The sequence below is a fragment of the Oligella sp. HMSC05A10 genome (assembly GCF_001808335.1).
Lineage (GTDB): Bacteria > Pseudomonadota > Gammaproteobacteria > Burkholderiales > Burkholderiaceae_B > Oligella > Oligella urethralis.
On sequence record NZ_KV792894.1, the window covers coordinates 19,703 to 37,380 of the forward strand.

At 45.7% G+C, this 17,678-nt stretch carries 14 protein-coding genes; 9 read left to right on the top strand and 5 right to left on the bottom strand.

Annotated features, from left to right (window positions below; translation table 11 throughout):
* Positions 1-23: 23 nt before the first annotated feature.
* The gene (locus HMPREF3144_RS04320) at positions 24-758 is read right to left on the bottom strand and encodes a phosphoadenylyl-sulfate reductase (protein WP_246823884.1); all 735 of its coding nucleotides are present in this window, start codon (positions 756-758) and stop codon (positions 24-26) included.
* A gap of 345 nt (positions 759-1,103) precedes the next feature.
* On the opposite strand from HMPREF3144_RS04320, the gene cysG reads away from it, so the two are divergent.
* Both cysG and HMPREF3144_RS04330 read left to right on the top strand, forming a co-directional pair.
* Entirely contained in the window at positions 1,104-2,534 is a 1,431-nt protein-coding gene (cysG, locus tag HMPREF3144_RS04325; RefSeq protein ID WP_070476612.1) for a siroheme synthase CysG, read from the top strand.
* Positions 2,535-2,870: 336 nt separating this feature from the next.
* A complete protein-coding gene (locus tag HMPREF3144_RS04330) occupies positions 2,871-4,619 on the top strand; it encodes a restriction endonuclease FokI recognition domain-containing protein (protein WP_070476614.1) in 1,749 nt (582 codons plus the stop codon).
* Positions 4,620-4,665: 46 nt separating this feature from the next.
* Here the strand turns inward: HMPREF3144_RS04330 and HMPREF3144_RS04335 are convergent, their stop codons facing one another.
* Positions 4,666-6,630: a Dam family site-specific DNA-(adenine-N6)-methyltransferase gene (locus HMPREF3144_RS04335; protein ID WP_081941632.1), complete on the bottom strand. Its 1,965-nt coding sequence runs from the start codon at positions 6,628-6,630 to the stop codon at positions 4,666-4,668.
* Positions 6,631-6,955: 325 nt separating this feature from the next.
* Between HMPREF3144_RS04335 and HMPREF3144_RS04340 the strand changes: the two genes are divergently transcribed.
* From HMPREF3144_RS04340 to HMPREF3144_RS04350, 3 genes are read left to right on the top strand one after another with little or no spacing between them, the layout of a single operon-like run.
* Positions 6,956-7,420 carry an ABC transporter substrate-binding protein gene (locus tag HMPREF3144_RS04340; protein ID WP_018026702.1) on the top strand — a complete coding sequence of 155 codons (465 nt, stop codon included), beginning with the start codon at positions 6,956-6,958 and terminating at the stop codon, positions 7,418-7,420.
* A 9-nt stretch (positions 7,421-7,429) separates the two neighbouring features.
* Complete coding sequence (locus tag HMPREF3144_RS04345; protein WP_070476615.1) at positions 7,430-8,434, top strand: FecCD family ABC transporter permease; 1,005 nt, start codon at positions 7,430-7,432, stop codon at positions 8,432-8,434.
* Complete coding sequence (locus tag HMPREF3144_RS04350; RefSeq protein ID WP_070476617.1) at positions 8,427-9,218, top strand: ABC transporter ATP-binding protein; 792 nt, start codon at positions 8,427-8,429, stop codon at positions 9,216-9,218. Before HMPREF3144_RS04345 ends, HMPREF3144_RS04350 begins: the two co-directional genes overlap by 8 nt.
* Before the next feature lie 90 nt (positions 9,219-9,308).
* Here the strand turns inward: HMPREF3144_RS04350 and HMPREF3144_RS04355 are convergent, their stop codons facing one another.
* Both HMPREF3144_RS04355 and HMPREF3144_RS04360 read right to left on the bottom strand, forming a co-directional pair.
* Complete coding sequence (locus HMPREF3144_RS04355; RefSeq protein WP_018026705.1) at positions 9,309-10,490, bottom strand: CaiB/BaiF CoA transferase family protein; 1,182 nt, start codon at positions 10,488-10,490, stop codon at positions 9,309-9,311.
* Between the two features lie 109 nt (positions 10,491-10,599).
* Positions 10,600-11,781, bottom strand: coding sequence for an acyl-CoA dehydrogenase (locus HMPREF3144_RS04360; RefSeq protein ID WP_018026706.1), 1,182 nt, complete (start codon positions 11,779-11,781; stop codon positions 10,600-10,602).
* Positions 11,782-11,894: 113 nt separating this feature from the next.
* Between HMPREF3144_RS04360 and HMPREF3144_RS04365 the strand changes: the two genes are divergently transcribed.
* The 4 genes from HMPREF3144_RS04365 (at position 11,895) to HMPREF3144_RS04380 (ending at position 16,091) form a co-directional block, all read left to right on the top strand.
* Complete coding sequence (locus HMPREF3144_RS04365; protein ID WP_070476619.1) at positions 11,895-12,695, top strand: IclR family transcriptional regulator; 801 nt, start codon at positions 11,895-11,897, stop codon at positions 12,693-12,695.
* Complete coding sequence (locus tag HMPREF3144_RS04370; protein ID WP_036559072.1) at positions 12,695-13,312, top strand: pseudouridine synthase; 618 nt, start codon at positions 12,695-12,697, stop codon at positions 13,310-13,312. The genes HMPREF3144_RS04365 and HMPREF3144_RS04370 overlap by 1 nt, the downstream gene beginning before the upstream one ends.
* Before the next feature lie 146 nt (positions 13,313-13,458).
* Positions 13,459-15,411 carry a sensor histidine kinase gene (locus tag HMPREF3144_RS04375; protein ID WP_246823891.1) on the top strand — a complete coding sequence of 651 codons (1,953 nt, stop codon included), beginning with the start codon at positions 13,459-13,461 and terminating at the stop codon, positions 15,409-15,411.
* Positions 15,412-15,458: 47 nt separating this feature from the next.
* On the top strand, positions 15,459-16,091 hold the full coding sequence (locus tag HMPREF3144_RS04380) for a response regulator transcription factor (RefSeq protein ID WP_018026711.1): 633 nt from the start codon (positions 15,459-15,461) through the stop codon (positions 16,089-16,091).
* 58 nt (positions 16,092-16,149) lie between these two features.
* Here the strand turns inward: HMPREF3144_RS04380 and putP are convergent, their stop codons facing one another.
* The gene (gene putP / locus HMPREF3144_RS04385; protein ID WP_083290383.1) at positions 16,150-17,670 is read right to left on the bottom strand and encodes a sodium/proline symporter PutP; all 1,521 of its coding nucleotides are present in this window, start codon (positions 17,668-17,670) and stop codon (positions 16,150-16,152) included.
* Positions 17,671-17,678 lie beyond the last annotated feature (8 nt).

Below are 17,678 nucleotides of genomic sequence, written 5' to 3' on the forward strand. Positions count from 1 at the left end.
GTTCATCCTACTGATGTAATTAATTATTGTTGTTGGTGGAGACCGCATTCTTTGCTGTTTTGTTGTTCCCACCACCAACGACCGGCGCGAATGTCTTCATGTAGTCTGATGGGGCGGGTACACGGTTCACAGCCAATACTGGGGTAACCATTTTCGTAGAGTTTATTTAGTGGTAGCTTGTGGGCTTTGCTATAGCCCCAAACGGCGTCCTCACGCCAAGCATAAAGTGGATTGAATTTAGCAATGCCTCGTTGCTCATCCCATTCTTCATAAGCGAGCTCACTGCGAGTCGTTGATTGAGCCCGACGCTGTCCGGTGATCCAGGCATCAGCACCTGTGAGTGCACGTTGCAGGGGCTCGATTTTGCGGATGTGGCAGCAGAGTTTTCGCTGTTCAAGACTTTCGTAAATTGAATGGATGCCATGCTTACGATCAAAGTCACGAAGCGCCTCTTCTTTTGGCTCGTACTGTGTGATTTGTAGTGTTGGAAAGCGCGTATTGATGGCAGCCAGTAGTTCCAGCGTCTCTTTGTGTAATTTGCCAGTGTTTAAGGTAAACACCTTAATTGGCAGTTTAAGACGGGCAATCACTTCTGTGATCACCATATCCTCAATCGCTAAACTAGACGCAAAGCGAACGTCATGATGGCTGGTGGCGATATGGCGCAAATTTTCTTGAAGCTCCTCTTGCAGCAGGGGCAATTGTTTAAAAATGGCTTCGCTCACCATGGGAACGTGCCATAGTTGCTGATTAAACATAGCTATTTACCGAAATACATTCGTGTTAATTTGGGTGTCATTCAGTCTAGCAACAGGCACTTCAAGATTAAAAAGACTTATTTTTTCTATCCATATACCTTTAAATCATAAGCTAGGCTTGATCAGCGCTTGCCTGTGTATATGCCATTTGGTTTTAAGCTAATAAGCATATTATTTAATCTTAAACTATGTAAAAAGTATCATTTGGCCTTTAATAACAGGCTTTATATCTGAGGGGCATATAACCAAATTGACTAAGCATAGAGTTTTTTATTCGTTTGTTTTAGAGAAAAATTGTCCTTTAATGAAGAGTCTGTTTTTTATTTAAATGATTAAGCGTTTGTTATGAGTGACTCTCCAAGTTTTTTTGCACTTTTTGTGAATTTACAGAACCGACCTGTGCTTTTAGTTGGGGCTGGTGTCGTGGCTGAGCGTAAAGCGCTCGCATTATTAAAAGCCGGCGCACGCATCCAAGTCGTAGCGCAGGAGTTATCTGAGCGATTTGTGTGTTGGCAAGAAGAGGGCACCATTGAGTATCTGGGCAAGGAGTTTTCTCCTGAACTCTTAGCGCCAGTGTATTTAGCGGTAGCGGCAACCGATGATGAGGCCTTAAATCAACGTGTTTTTGCAGCAGCAGAGGCTCGGTCTAAACTTTGCAATGTGGTGGATAGTCCAGCGCATTGTTCTTATATTACGCCTGCGGTGATCGATAGGCACCCCTTACAAGTTGCGATCAGTAGTGGCGGTACGGCACCGGTGTTGGCACGTTTATGGCGTGAGCGGATTGAGCGCATTTTGCCTCAACATATCGGCAGGGGGGCGAGCTTTGTTGAGAAGTGGCGCCAAGAGGTGAGACGTACGCTTAAAACTCTTGCTAAGCGTCGTTATTTTTGGGAAGAAATCTTTATCGGTCCATTAAGCGGAACCATTGAGGTGGGCGACGAGGAACGCGCTGATCAAATTATGCGTGAGACGCTATTGCAGGCTCAAATTAATCAGAAGAAAAAACCGCTTGGCGAGGTGGTGCTCGTGGGGGCGGGTCCGGGCGATGCGGGTTTGCTGACCTTAAAGGCTTTACAAGCGATACAAGCCGCAGATGTCGTGCTGTATGATGCCCTAGTCTCACCTGAGGTGCTAGAGTTAGTGCGTCGTGATGCAGATCGGGTGAATGTCGGTAAACGTGCTGGCGCGCACCATGTGATTCAGGAAAATACCAACGCATTGATGGTGAAATTAGCCAAAGAGGGTAAACGCGTGGTTCGTCTCAAAGGTGGCGATCCTTTTGTCTTTGGTCGGGGCGGTGAAGAAGCGCAGGTGTTGACTGCTGAAGGGATCCCTTATCGAGTGGTGCCCGGTGTTAGTGCGGCACTCGGCGCCACGGCTTATGCAGGTATTCCTTTAACTCATCGAGAGCTTGCACATAGCGCTATTTTGATTAGTGGCCATGGTACGGAGGATCATGACGCTAATGATTGGCAGGCCTTGGCCAAGAGTCAGCAAACCTTGGTGATCTATATGGGCACGTTGAAAGCGACGGTGATACAGGAGCAATTAGTTGCTCATGGTCGTGACGCTAATACGCCGGTAGCGATTATTAGTCGCGGTACCACGGCAGCGCAAGAGGTCAGACTCGGTGTGTTGAGTGATTTAGTTCAGCTAGCAACTGAAGTGCCTCGTCCAGCATTGATAGTGATTGGTGAGGTGGTTAGTTTGCAGAAGCAGTTAGCTTGGTTTCAACAAAATAAAGAACCTATCGTTGAAGCAATGGCCGTTTAAACAGCCATCAAATGACTAGCTTTAAAGCCCAAGTCTTCGAAGGAGGGCTTGGGTAATACTCCCCTAGGGTGGTTGCCGTTGCGACAGAGTAGGTGTGGGTATAAAAGATGGGTAATAGGTGCATTAATTTATATATGCATTTCGACTTGCTTTGATGCAGCTTTTGAAAAAGAGAGTATTACCCTTAGAGCCATGATGCACACATTCAGATAAGCTTAAAATAAGCTAATAATTAAATACAATTAAAGGCATAATGATTGCTAGGTGACCATATAGTGTTACCGTTGCTTTGTTGAATAAGAAATTAGTTTGAACCTTTAAAGCTGCTTTTGTGTTATGTCCATGTCTATTAATTTTAAACGTCGAACTTATGGTTGGATTCAAAATCCATCGGATTTTAATAAGCTCAAAACCACTGTACAAATTTTCGATAATCGTTCAAGACATTATCAATTATTAAGAGACGATTGGATTAATCAAAAAATTTATTTCCCTCAGCTAAGAAGCTCTTTACAAGAAAAGTTTAATCATGCTGTTGAGGAGTTTACATATGCAGAGCTTGTTGGCAGCAGCCGTAATAAAAATAATGAGAGAGCAGGGAAAAGGGCTGATGCGGTAGCGAATGGACTGATACAGATTTCACTATTGCCACAAACTCATAAAAAAACAGCAAAAGCATATGTTGACGATTGGACTTCAGATGGCTTTCTTAGATGGGCAGTTAGTCTTAACTTTGTAGAAGTAGACCGCAAGAATGACAGCTTTAAAATAACTGAATTAGGCAAGCAGTTTTCTGAGTCCGACAATGATTCAGAAGAGCAACAAGACATCCTAATTACAGCCTTATTGTCATATCCTCCTGCAACTAGAGTGCTACAGCTCTTATCTGATGCTAATGAACCAAAAAATAAGTTTTATATTGGCAACCGTTTGGGTTTTATAGGTGAAAGTGGCTTCACTTCGTACGGTGAAGAAGTGATGTTGGACTATTTGATGGAAGAAACTGACCCTAAGGAGCGGACAAAAATACGTTCGAATGTGGAGGGGACGAGTGACAAGTATGCACGAATGATTTGTAGTTGGCTGAACAAGTTAGGTCTTGTGAAAACGCAATCAGTAAAAAAAGAAGGGATAGCGCTCTTTCAAAAGTATAGTATTACTGCAAAGGGTATTCACCGTTATAATCAGTCGCTTGGTAAATCAAGGCATAAAAAACAAGCAAAATTTCTAATGTGGGAGTTTTTGGCTACTGATGTTTCTAGCGTCGATTATATAAGGACAAGGAGAGCGCATCTTATTAAAAACCTACAAAAAACGAGCTCTGCAAACGAAATTATAAAACGGATGCAATATCTTGGATTTTATACAGAGCCGGCCATCATGAACCTGGATATCGAGGGTTTAATTAATTTTGGCTTAAGAATAGAGCTTGATTCGGATAGAATTAAATTATTGGACGAGATCAAAGATTTTGATATTCCAATAGTTGAAGTAACTGAGGAGATTTCTGATATTGCGTTACAGAAAGAGAAAGCATATTTTTACAAAAATACGGCTCTCAGCAAACGACATATTTCAATATTAGAAATAGCTTTTGATGGCTCCAAAAATCGGGATTTAGAAATTTTAAGTGCAGAGGTTTTTAAGGATTACTATCAATTAGAGTCTATCCATTTAGGAGGTGGTTTAAAGCCCGATGGTATAGCCTTTAATCAAAACTTCGGCATCATTGTTGACACTAAAGCGTATAAAGGTGTTTATTCGAGGAGTAGAGCTGAGGCAGATAAAATGTTCCGCTATATCGAAGATAACAAGAAAAGAGACCCGAAGAGGAATCAGTCATTATGGTGGCGCTCATTTAATGAGCATATTCCAGCGAATAACTTTTATTTTTTATGGATATCAGGTAAATTTCAAAGAAACTTCGATACACAGATTAATCAGTTGAATTATGAAACGGGTTATAGAGGCGGGGCGCTAAGCGCACGGCAGTTTTTAATCGGAGCCGATGCGATTCAAAAGGGTAAAATCGATATTAACGATTTACCATCTTATTTTAATAACAGCGTGATCAGTTTTGAGTAGAGGCTGTCAATCAATCTAATTCATCAAAGATCGATTGACTACTAACTTAGTTTAAGAGTTCAAAGCTGGTAGGACAATAATTTGTCACTAAAACCTCTTTGCTGGCCTCTTTCTTGGTGTTATAAGAGGCGTTTCCATAAGAGGAATTTATTTGATGCACAGTTGTGTTTGTATTATTAAGATATTCTTTTAGTAAGTAATTTTCCTTGCCCTTATGAGAAATGACATTGCTAAGCGCATATCTAACACCTTTAGCGTTTAGGTAATCTAAAAGCTTCAAAAGCTTACGCTCTTCTTCATCACCCCAGTTCTTAAAACCACGGTTGCCATCATTATAGTTTCCAGTGGTGATTAGGTATGGCGGGTCAAGATACACAAAGTCATTACTATCTAAAAATGTTAAGTCCGCATTGTCAAAATAATCGCTAGTAAACTGATAGTCTAAGGTCTGTAGCTTATTATTAAACGCACGCAAATTATTTTCCATATTTTGGCTAAAGGAGCTTCGATTCCTACCAAATGGATTATTGAACTTCATCTCATTATTAAATCGCAGCTGATAATTGTAGCTGTACGACACCAGAGTATATAAGTCGAGTGGATTAGGCTGCGCATTGTAAGCTTCACGCAACTTCAAAAAACCTTCTTCATTTGTTTTGCTTAAGTCATATTTTTCGATATTGTTTTTGATGGCCGCAATACAACGTTCCGTATCTTGACTAGCAAAAAAAATGAACATCTCATTAACCTTAGTGTTCATATCATTAAAGATATGTTTTTTAGCAGGCACGTTAATGCCCACATTAGCACCGCCAGAAAACAAGTCCACAAAGGTATCAATATGCTTTGGGAATAAAGGAATAATTTGACTTAGCAGGCGATATTTGCCTCCTATATAGTTCAAAGGGCTTTTGATATAAGCATTTCTTTTTGGTGTCCACGTGCTTGCCTCATGCGTTGGACTTCTTAAAAAAAATTGCTTATTTTGCTGTAATTCTTTCTTCTTGATATAAAAGAGATACTCGTTTAGATCGGCTTTTTTTGAGGAAATTTTGGATTGATATTTACGGTAAGGAATTTTAACTACATCTATGCGTTTATCAATAGCACGTTCTTTTAGTAAATTCAACATATCCTCGTGGTTTATGATTCCCTCATCGTTGTAACTAATAATAATATGAGTGGCCTCAATATTATCGATAAGGTTTGTCATCGCCGCTAAGGCTCCGTTTGATGTGGAGTAGTTACTTCTTTTTGATTGCCAGTCAAAAAGTCTTGTGACCCCCTTTAAACGTGGTTTTGTATTGAGCGCAATATTTTCGAGCACATGGTAGTTAGCCGCATATTGTCTATTATTATATGGCGGGTCAATGTATACGATATCTGCCGAAACCTCTTTCACCAGCTGGTTAGCATCTTGGTTGTAGGCCTGATTAGCTCTGTTATTGTTTAATACTGCTAAGGGGTTGAGCTGTAGCGGTTTTAAGGCTCGATTATCCCAATGCTTTAAAAAGGCGCCATATGTGCCTGTTGTATTGCTTACTGGCGGGACAGCTGCTATTAAACATGCAAGGAGATAAAAATACTCGTGCTCTTCTAATCGTTTCTCGCTAAACCACTCATCAATGGTATTGCGAATAAAGTCCAAACGCCTACCATTATCTTCACTGAAATACATTGCCTCACCTAGAGGAGTATAGTTTTTCGTGTAGTATAAGTCCCCTCTATATTGCTGGACATTATTCTTGTCATTTAAATACACAAAAGGATCGAAGCCTAAGCCTTTGAACAGAAGTGGTAAATTATTCTCAATCACAGCCTTACTATGACAATAGGAGAAGTATAGTAAGTCATTAGTGATAATTCGGTAGTCCTTTTTAAAATGTCTACCGACGATATTTGTACCTGCAAATAGGTCTAGGAAGCTTTCTTCGGTACCGTTGATATGTTTGTTCAGTAGTGCTTCTATCTCTTGAAGCAGCAGCGCTTTTGCGCCAATGTATCTCAGCATGACATCCCTAATCATCCTTGTTGTTTAAGCAATTCTAGCATAAAAAGGATGTGGACTAGCTTCAAAACCCAAGCCTTCGAAGGAAGGCTTGGATTTTTGTTGTTAGAAAGTAAGCGTTTCGTGATAAGAAATGTTATTGCTTGTTATTGTTGTTACTCTATGTTAATTTCGTTATTTATTTAGGATATATCGTTTAAGAGCGATTTTATAGTATTTATATTTTTTACCAATAACGAAGATAGAGGAAGCTGCTGGTGGTTTAGACCTTGCTTTGCACGATCCTAAGCACAGCCGTTTTTCCGCTTATAACTACCATAGGGTTTATATGGCACGTTCGGTAGATGGTTTAGAAACTGGTCTGAGTCACTCCATCCATACCGAGCTGCTGAGAACACTAGGCATTCACCATGTGGCTGATGAGCTGGCAGGTGAGCGTTTAGCCCGAGTGTCCATGGAGCAAGTGTTGCTATGGCAACCAGACGTGATTTTGACGCATAGCGAGGCGTTTTTAGCCACCGTCTATGAGCATCCGCTCTGGCGTAAAGTGCCAGCGGTACAAAAGCAACAAGTGTATCTTGTGCCATCGCTGCCCTTTGGTTCGCTAGATGAGCCACCAGGGGTTAATCGACTGTTAGGGCTATTGTGGTTAAGTCAGTGGTTAAAACAAGCACCAGAAGCTGAACAAATCGCTAAAATAAGGGAGTTTTATCGCTTATTTTATGTTGTGTCGTTGGATGATGAGCAAATCCGTTCTTTTTTGATTGCGCCTGTCATTTTCGACGAGCGCTAGGGAGTGACGATGTTAGCAAAAACTCGGTCTGTGGGGTTGTTTGCTTTACTTTTTGTGCTTTTGGTAGCCCTTTCACTGTTCACTTTGATGAGCGGCAAATACCCTTTAAGCCTGGCTGAGTTATGGCATAGTTTCGTGACCGCCGGCCGTGAGGGTAGCAACGCTGATGTGGTGTTATGGAATTTACGCCTGCCGCGTTTGTCGGCTGCGATACTGGTGGGTGCTGCGCTAGCGGTTGCCGGTGCCAGTTATCAGTCTATGTTTCGTAATCCTTTGGTGTCACCGGATATTTTAGGCGTCTCTGCTGGGGCGAGTTTGGGGGCGGTGCTGGCCATTTTTCTGTCCTTGCCTTTGGCCACGGTGCAATTATTTGCGTTTATTGGCGGTTTGATCGCAGTGGCTGTGGTTTATTTGATTTCGCTTAGCAGTCGCCGTCATTATGATCCTGTGTTATTACTGGTGTTAGCCGGCATTGCTGTAGGGAGTTTACTAGGCGCAGGTATTTCTTTACTTAAGATATTGGCCGATCCTTATTCGCAGTTAGCTACCATTACCTTTTGGCTGCTAGGTGGTTTAAATGCGGTGTCGAGCGAGGAGTTGTTGTGGGCCTCACCCTTGATGGTTGTGGCGCTGATCCCCTTATTTTTACTACGTTGGCGCATTAATTTACTCAGTTTGTCCGAGATGGAAGCACAAGCTTTGGGGCTGAATGTGGCTTTATTGCGGGTGTTGGTGATTGTATGTGCGACCTTGCTGACGGCCGCTGCGGTGTCCTTTACCGGTATTATTGCTTGGGTTGGTCTGGTTATACCGCATATTGCGCGCTTGATCGTTGGTCCCGAGTTCTCGCGATTGATGCCAACCTCCTTGATGATAGGGGCGATTTTTTTAGTTTTAACGGATAATGTGGCACGAAATGCGGCAGCGATTGAATTGCCCTTAGGTGTGCTGACAGCCTTAATCGGCGCGCCTTTTTTTCTTTATTTGTTATTAAAGAGACGCACTGATGGCTAAGCAAGCAAGTATTTTAAGCGTACGTGATTTGGCCATTGGTTATGCCAATAAACGGGTTGCCGAGGGGATTAGTTTTGAACTAGAGGCGGGGCAGGTGCTGTGTTTATTAGGTCCCAACGGCAGCGGTAAATCCACTTTATTAAAAACGGTATTAGCGCTGTTACCGAGTCTGGGTGGTTCGGTGCAGTTATTGGCAAAGGATGTGGCACAATGGCGTCGTCGTGAGATAGCTCAAACGCTGGCCTTTGTGCCGCAACAAAGTAGTATGAGCTTTTCCTTTAGTGCCTTGGATATGGTGTTGATGGGGCGTAGTGCCTATGTTGATTTTTTTTCTTCGCCCTCCAAAGCCGATCGGGAAATAGCAGCACAGTCATTGGAACGTCTGGGCATTAGTCATTTGGCCGAGCGCTTATTTCCGCAAATGAGCGGGGGTGAGCAACAATTGGTGTTGTTGGCACGCGCCTTGGCACAACAACCGCAGGCCTTGATCTTGGATGAACCAACGGCCAGTTTGGATTTTGCTAATCAGATTTTGGTGTTGGAGCAAATTCAGCAACTCAGGCAACAGGGCTTAGCGATTTTGCTTTGTACGCATCAACCAGAGCATGCGGCGCGCGTGGCGGATACGGCTTTGCTGCTAGCGGCTGGACGTCCTTTTGCCTTGGGACGCAGTGAAGATGTGTTAAGCGTAGAAAATTTGGCTGCTGTGTACGGTTTAGAATCGGCACAAGTGCGTGATTATTTGCAATCAAGGCTGTTTAAAGAGCCAGTCCTCGCGCCATAACGGGCGCCTTCTCGTGCTTGAGTACATCCTTAACTAGGGCAAGACCGCAGCCTCACCCTAGTCAAACTGGTGCTGAGCAATCGCTAGGTTTTAGATAATGCCGTCTTTTTTCCAGTGCGCAATTTCTGCGCTATCAAAAAAGGTCTTTAGCACCTCTTCCGTATGCTGCCCTAAGCGAGGTGGTGGGCTTTGATACTGCACCGGTGTATCGGAAAGTTTAATCGGATTGCCTAAGACGCGCACTGGGCTATTTTCAAATGAGACTGTCATCTCACGAGCCACGGCTTGCGGCAATTGCAGGGCCTCATCAATGGTATTGATGGCACCGCAAGGCACGCCTGCCGCTTCAAATAGGCGAATCCATTCATCTCGTGATTTGCTTAAAAACACATGCTGCATCAAGGGAATCAACTCCTTGCGGTGTTGAACGCGCAGCGGATTGGTGGCAAAACGCGCATCTTGATCCCACGCTTCAGACATCACTTGGCAGACCGCGGCAAATTGCTTGTCATTGCCACAAGCTAAGACCATATGCTGTTGATTGGCCACTTCAAATACTTGATAAGGCACAATGCTTTGATGGGCATTGCCCAAGCGCTGAGGCGTTTTGCCATTGGCGAGGTAGTTTTGACCGATATTTGCTGTCATCGCCAAGGCGCTGTCTAGTAATGACACATCAACCTGTTGACCGCATCCGCTTTGTTCGCGTGCACGTAAGGCGGCTAAAATCCCGATGCTAAGCTGTAAGCCGGTAAATAAATCCACCACCGCCACGCCTACCTTATGCGGCATGCCGTCGGCCGGACCAGTAATGCTCATTAAGCCGGATAAAGCTTGAATAATATAGTCATAGCCAGGCTTATGGGCATCGGGGCCGTATTGTCCAAAACCGGTTAAGGAAGCGTAAATCAGTCGCGGATTGACGGCTTTGAGCGATTCATAGTCTAAGCCATATTTTTTTAAGCCGCCGACCTTGAAGTTTTCTACCAGAATATCGGCTTCTTGGGCCAGACGACGTATTATTGCCTGACCTTCGGGGCGACTCATATCAATGGTGAGGGATTTTTTATTACGATTAACCGTGGCAAAGTAGGCCGAAGTGCCATCTTCAAAGGTGGGCGGTGTCCATTGGCGAGTTTCATCACCCTGAACGGGTCGCTCGATCTTTAGGACCTCAGCCCCCAAATCAGCCAGAATTTGTGTGCAGCCAGGTGCAGCCAGTACCCGTGATAAATCAAGCACTTTGATGCCAGCAAGGGCGGACGTCGTCATAATTTACTCTTAAGATAATCAACCATGCGGTAGTATAAGCTGCGCTCCTGCGCTTGCCCGCGTGTTAATCACAGCCAGGGCAGGCACAGGGACGCATAGGAGGTAGTGATTATCGCGCCGCAAAGGCTTGAATGCCTGTTTGGGCACGTCCAAGAATCAGCGCATGCACATCATGCGTACCCTCGTAGGTATTAACGGCTTCTAGGTTCATCACATGACGGATAACATGGAACTCATCGGACACACCGTTACCACCGTGCATATCACGGGCGATACGAGCGATATCTAAGGCCTTACCGCAGTTATTACGCTTGATGAGGGAAATCATTTCTGGGGCAGCACGGTTTTCATCCATCAAACGGCCCACGCGTAAAGCGGCCTGTAGCCCTAAGCTGATTTCCGTCTGCATATTGGCTAGTTTTAATTGGAATAGCTGAGTAGCCGCTAAAGGACGGTCGAATTGTTTGCGGTCTAAACTATATTGGCGGGCGGCATGCCAGCAGAATTCGGCGGCACCCATGGCGCCCCAAGCAATACCGTAGCGAGCTTTATTTAAGCAGCCGAAAGGACCTTTAAGGCCACGGATATCGGGGAATGCATTTTCTTCTGGGACAAAGACATTGTCCATCACGATTTCACCAGTAATGGAAGCGCGGAGGGAGAATTTGCCCTCAATTTTAGGCGCAGATAGGCCCTGCATGCCTTTTTCAAGGATAAAGCCGCGAATCTCGCCGGCATCGTCTTTAGCCCAAACTACGAAAACATCAGCCACTGGGCTATTGGTAATCCACATTTTATTGCCAGTTAGCGAGTAACCGCCCTCAACCTTGCGGGCGCGGGTTTTCATGGAAGCGGGGTCGGAACCTGCATCGGGTTCAGTTAAACCGAAGCAGCCGATATACTCACCGCTGGCTAATTTAGGTAGGAATTTTTGCTTTTGCTCCTCAGTACCATAAGCCCAGATTGGGTGCATCACTAAGCTGGACTGTACACTCATAGCCGAACGATAACCGGAGTCTACACGCTCTACTGCACGAGCAATAAGGCCATAAGAAACATGTGACATACCGGCACAACCGTAACCGTCAATGGTTGCGCCTAATAGTCCCAACTCACCCATGCGCTTCATCAGCTCGGTATCAAAATGCTCATTGCGATTCGCCTCAAGAATACCGGGCATTAATACTTCCTGACAGAAGGTCTCTGCGCTCTCGGCGACCATACGCTCTTCTTCAGTAAGCTGCTCATCTAGTAAAAAAGGGTCTTCCCATTTAAAAGGTGCTCGTGACATAGTGTTAACTCTCCTCAGCCGGTTTAAAAAAATATAGTTTCGCTGTGCGAAATTAATGATATACTTAGCGGAACATTAGGCTTAAATTTACTCTTTTTAAATGGTTTTGTAAAGTGTTAGATGAGTTATTAGCAACGATTGCGCAGAGCGAAGCGGAGCAGGACCGTCAGTTTATTACCTCCTTGGCACGTGGACTGGCGGTGTTATATGCCTTGCGTTTTTATAGCCATGGTATTTCGCATCAACAAATCACGGAGATGACGCAATTACCTAAGGCCACCGTCAGTCGTATATTGAATACCCTGATTAAAATGCGCTTTCTACGTAAGCATCCGGTGACCGGTTTATATGTGAGTGATATACGCCTACGTGAGTTAGGCGCCTTTGCGCTCCATAGCGATCATTTGGTGCGTGATGCTAAGCCCTTATTAATGGCGTTTGCGGAAAAGTACGAGGTCTCGGTGAGTCTGGCGGTTGAAGAGAGTGGGGAGATGCTTTACCTGGAAAGTATTCGTTCGCCTGCGCGACTGGCTGTACAGTTGACGGTGGGATCGACGGTGCCGCTGATTGATACCGCCATTGGACGGGTTTATTATTGTGCCTTAACTGAAGCGCAACGGATACTGTTGGAGGCGAGTCATTTACGCCCCTTGTTAGCGCAGGATTATGGTCCTAAAAAAGCGCTCTTAGAACGACAAATGGAAGTGTATCAGCAGTATGGCTTTTGTTATTCGGTGGGCGAGTTTTCGCATGATATTACGGCCATTGCGATCCCCGTGCGTAATGATGCCGCAAAAAATGGTTTGTATGCGCTCAATGCGAGTGTGCCCTCATCGCGCCTTGATTTGAGGCAGTTAATTGAGCAGGTAGCTGAGCCACTTAAGGCCTTGGGTGCGGCATTGGAGCAATTATAATGCAAGGCGATTATAAAAAACGTAGTCCTTATCGTGGTCAACGCACTCGCCAGTCACAGCGCTCACAGCAAACACCAAGATTGATTCTTTTTAATAAGCCCTACGATGTGCTCACGCAGTTTACGGATGAGGCGGGACGTCGCACCTTAAAGGACTATATTCCGATTCAGCAGGTGTACGCTGCCGGTCGATTGGATAGAAATAGCGAAGGCTTATTATTGCTAACAAATGACGGCAGTTTGCAGGCTCGTATCGCGGAACCGAAATACGGTATGCAAAAGACCTATTGGGCGCAAGTAGAGGGTGAGCCGACAGCAGCGCAGTTAGAGTCGTTGCGTCAGGGGGTGATGTTAAAGGACGGTATGACTTTGCCCGCTCAAGTGGAATTAATCGCAGCGCCAGATATATGGTCGCGGCAACCACCGATACGCTATCGAGCCACTATCCCGACCGCCTGGTTGGCATTGACGATTACAGAGGGGAAAAATAGACAGGTGCGCCGTATGACAGCGGCGGTGGGGCTGCCGACCTTGCGTTTGGTGCGAGTGCGAATTGGTCCTTGGTCTTTAGGTGATTTACAGCCAGGGCAGTGGAAAGAAGTCGCCCCTAAGATTTGATGGATAAGGTACTATCCCTCTCAAGATTAGTGCCAATAGAGCACCTCCTAAGCCTGCAACTGCTGAAACATGTAAAGTGCAAGCTTTTGGCTCAGGTTATACTACTGGGTGAGAAGGCTGAAGCTATGCCTACAGCGAGGGTCAGCATGAGAGTTTTCCTATACATGGTGAGTGCGGTGAAGCATTGTGAACAAGTATTAAATCAGCCAACACAAGCGAGCAATCAATGCCTGTTAACTATAAGCAGGCTGCTCGCTGTACTTTGCCTAAGCCTGCTACTTCTGTTAACACCGGTGATTGCACAAGCTGCGAGTGTTCAACAGCCGCCCACCTCTGTTGCCAATCAGTCCCAGTCAGCGCATGATTTAGCGCAGAAGCCATTGATACGCATTGCGGCGCAAAGCTATTTGGGCACCGAGCATACCTTAGAAGAGTGGCGCTTTATGTTGGACTGGTTGCGTCAGGACTTGCCTCAGTATCAGTTTGAATTGATTGCGGTGGAGCATGATGAGCTGATTAGCTTGGTGCGCCATCAAGCGGTGGACTATGTGATAAGCAATCCCGGGCTGTATTCCGAATTGCACTATGACTATGGCATTAATAATATGCTCGTGCAAGTTTATGCCGCCAAGCCATTATCGCCTTATAGTTTGGGTTCGGTATTGATTAAACGGCGTGATAACCACGCTATTCAGCGCTTTGAGGATTTGCCCGGTCACAGTATGGCGATTGTGAGTAATGAGGCCTTTGGTGGTTATCGTATGATCTTGCGTGAGCTTCGCGCACGCGGCGTTAATCCTGAAAAGCAAATGCAATTACAGACTGTGGGCTTTCCCATGAGCCGTGTGCTGGAGGCGGTGGCAAATGGTCAAGCCGACACGGGCGTGCTGCGTGCTTGCGTGTTGGAAAATATGCCTGATTGGCAGAGCCGCTTTGAGGTGCTTGAGCCAGTGGCAAATAGCGATTTTCCTTGCCTGGTGAGCACTCGCCTCTATCCTGGCTGGGTATTTTCTGGTGTGAAAAATGAGCAACTGGAGCAGCATCGTGAGTTACTGCGCAGCTTGTTAGATGCCCCGCCGTATGATGGTGGTAGCGGTGCCATGTTGTGGTCGGTTTTGGGCAATGCGCTTGACCTCTTTGATTTGTTTAAAGAGCTGGAATTGGTGTTTTATCAACCCACTGAGGTTCCACTATTCGACTATTTTAAGCGCTATTGGTGGCTCTTAGCAGCGCTTTTAGTGTTAATTGCTTGCGGTGGTTTGTATACCGCGCGGGTACGTTATTTGGTCAGTAAACGAACCGCTGCCTTAGAGCACGCGTTGGAATATCAAAAGGCCTTACAAGACCGTATTAATGAGGTGCAGGCACAGTCCAATCACCAAGCAAAATTGGTGATTTTGGGGGAAATGTCCGGAACCTTGGCGCATGAATTGAATCAGCCTTTGGCGACCATCGGCAATTACTCGCGCAGTCTGTTACGCCGTTTGGATAAGCAGCGATTAAGTGAGGACGATTTACGCTTGGCCACCAATGAAATTATCGAGCAAACTGAACGGGCGTCGAATATCATTCAGGGCGTGCGTTCCTTTGCCCGTAAACGACCGATGCGTTTAGAAAAGCTGCCGATTCGTCAGGTATGTGAGGAGGCGGTGCAGTTATTTAGTGGTATGCTGTCCATGCCGCCTGATGTCCTGATAATTGACCATTTGGCGCCCGATAAGCGCTTGACCGTGGATCCGGTGCAAATTCAACAAGCCTTAATTAATCTCTTAAAAAATGGCTATGATGCGATGGTTGAAGCGAAGGTCGAGCAGTCGATGATGTACCTACACCTCTGGCAAACGGAGCATCAAGTACATCTTACGGTACAGGATAATGGTCCAGGCTTAAGCGCTGAAGCCTATGACAATCTATTTGAAACCTTTTACACTAGTAAGGCTGAGGGTTTGGGTCTGGGCGTGTCGGTTTGTAGAACCATTGCCGAGGCCCATGGCGGTAAGTTGGAGGTCGATTTAGCGCCCCCTGCTGATCATTTGTCGGGGCACGCTGGGATGGCATTAAATGGCGCAATTTTCACCTTAAGTTTGCCTGATCAGTAATTTGTCGTTATCCTTAATTATTCATTACACGCATTATTAGGACCACCATGGACGCCATAGATACGAATCTAGTTTTTGTCATTGATGATGACGATGCCTTTCGTCGTTCCTTGGTTTTTTTATTAGAGGATTTGGACTGGCGCGTCGAAGCATTTGCCTCGGCGGCTGAGTTTTTAGAGGTCTATCCCGAACCGGTCGCGGAGGCGGGTTGTATCTTATTGGATATTCGTATGCCCTTGATGAGCGGTATGGAATTACAGCTTAAGTTAAATGAGCTGGGTTGGATTACGCCGATCATTTTTCTGACGGGTCATGGTGATATTGAAATGGCCGTGCAAGCCATGAAGTTAGGTGCATATGGTTTTTTAAGTAAGCCCTTTAAAGACCAAGTGCTGTTAGATGAGGTGGCGGCAGCGGTGCGTTTTGCTCAGCAAACGAGGGAAAATCTACAACGTCAGCAGGAGGCCGAAGAGATTTTGGCGCGCTTATCGCCGCGCGAAAAGCAGGTGGCCAATTTACTTGCCCGTGGTCAATCCAATCGCTTAATTGCGCAGCAATTAGATATTAGCGAAAAAACGGTGCATATTCATCGTCAAAATGTGATGGAAAAGGCGGAGATCAGCAGTGCCGCAGAACTAGCTCATTTGATGCTAAAGGCCGATCCCCACAGCTTAGATTAAAAAACCTCGCTCACCCATGGGGTAAGCGAGGCGCTTTATCCAATCGTCAGCAATCGACCTAGCGACGTGAGTCGATCATGATTTGATTGACCTTATCAAAGGTTTGTAGCATCGTGGCCGATGGTTTTTTGTCGATTAAGCTCATGACGATCGCAGCTAAACCGCACAAGATAAAGCCCGGTACGATTTCATAGAGTTGACTGTCAACATAGTTTTTCCATAGCAACACGGTGGCTGCACCGACAATCATACCGATTAAGGCACCCTTAGCCGTTAGACGCGACCAGAAGACGGAGAGGATCACAATCGGACCGAAAGCGGCACCGAAACCAGCCCACGCATAGCTCACCATGCCTAGCACCTTGCTGTTTGGATCTCTGGCGAGGTAGATAGCAACTAAGGCCACTGCTAACACCATAAAGCGACCGAACCAGACCAATTCTTTTTGGCTAGCGCCCGGACGAATAAAGGGCTTATAAATGTCTTGGGTCAGCGAGCTAGAGCATACTAATAATTGCGCTGATAAGGTACTCATCACCGCTGCTAAAATCGCTGCTAGTAGTAGACCCGCAATTAAAGGGTGGAACAGCAGTACGGAGAACTCAATAAAGACACGCTCAGGATTCTCTAAGACACGGTTAGCAGCGGCCAAGGTAGCCTCATCCGTGATGGTCTCGACTGGCGAGAAGTAAGCAATACCGAAAAAGCCCACGGCGACGGCACCCGCTAAGCACAAAATCATCCATGTGATACTGATGCGACGCGCTGCCGGAATGCTTTTAATGGATTCAGCGGCCATAAAGCGCGCTAAGATATGCGGTTGACCGAAGTAGCCTAAACCCCATGCTAAAGAGGAGATGATGCCGATGGCGCTAACCCCTGAGAACATGCTTAAGCTATTGGGGTTAAAGTCCAAGCTGATGCTTGAAGCCGCTTCAACACCACCCACTTGATTCAGCACGATGATTGGCGTTAGCACTAAGGCGGTAAACATCATGGAGGCTTGCACTGCATCGGTCCAGCTGACGGCTAAGAAACCGCCGATAAAAACGTAGGCAATGGTAAATAACGCACCTAAGAGCATGGCGGTGTTGTAATCCCAGCCGAACATACTCTCAAAGAGGCGTGCCGAAGCGACCACACCGGAGGCACAATAGAGCGTAAAGAATAGCAAAATCACAATGGACGATACAATGCGTAGCAAGTTGCTACGGTCCTCAAAGCGATTAGCAAAATAGTCCGATAGGGTGAGGGCATTGCCCGCTGTTTCGGTGTAGGCACGCAAACGACCAGCAACGAGTAACCAGTTAATATAAGCACCGATGGTTAAGCCGATGGCAATCCACGAAGCGGAAATACCGGCTGTAAATACCTCACCTGGTAAACCCATCAACAGCCAACCACTCATATCGGAAGCGCCGGCTGCTAATGCCACCACAAAAGGACCTAGACTGCGGCCGCCTAAGATATAGTCGGATAAGTCCTTAGTCGAACGGTAGCCTAAATAACCGATTAGTACCATCCCGATAATATAAATCGAGAAGACGATAATAATCGATGAGCTCACTGCACCATGCATATCAATCT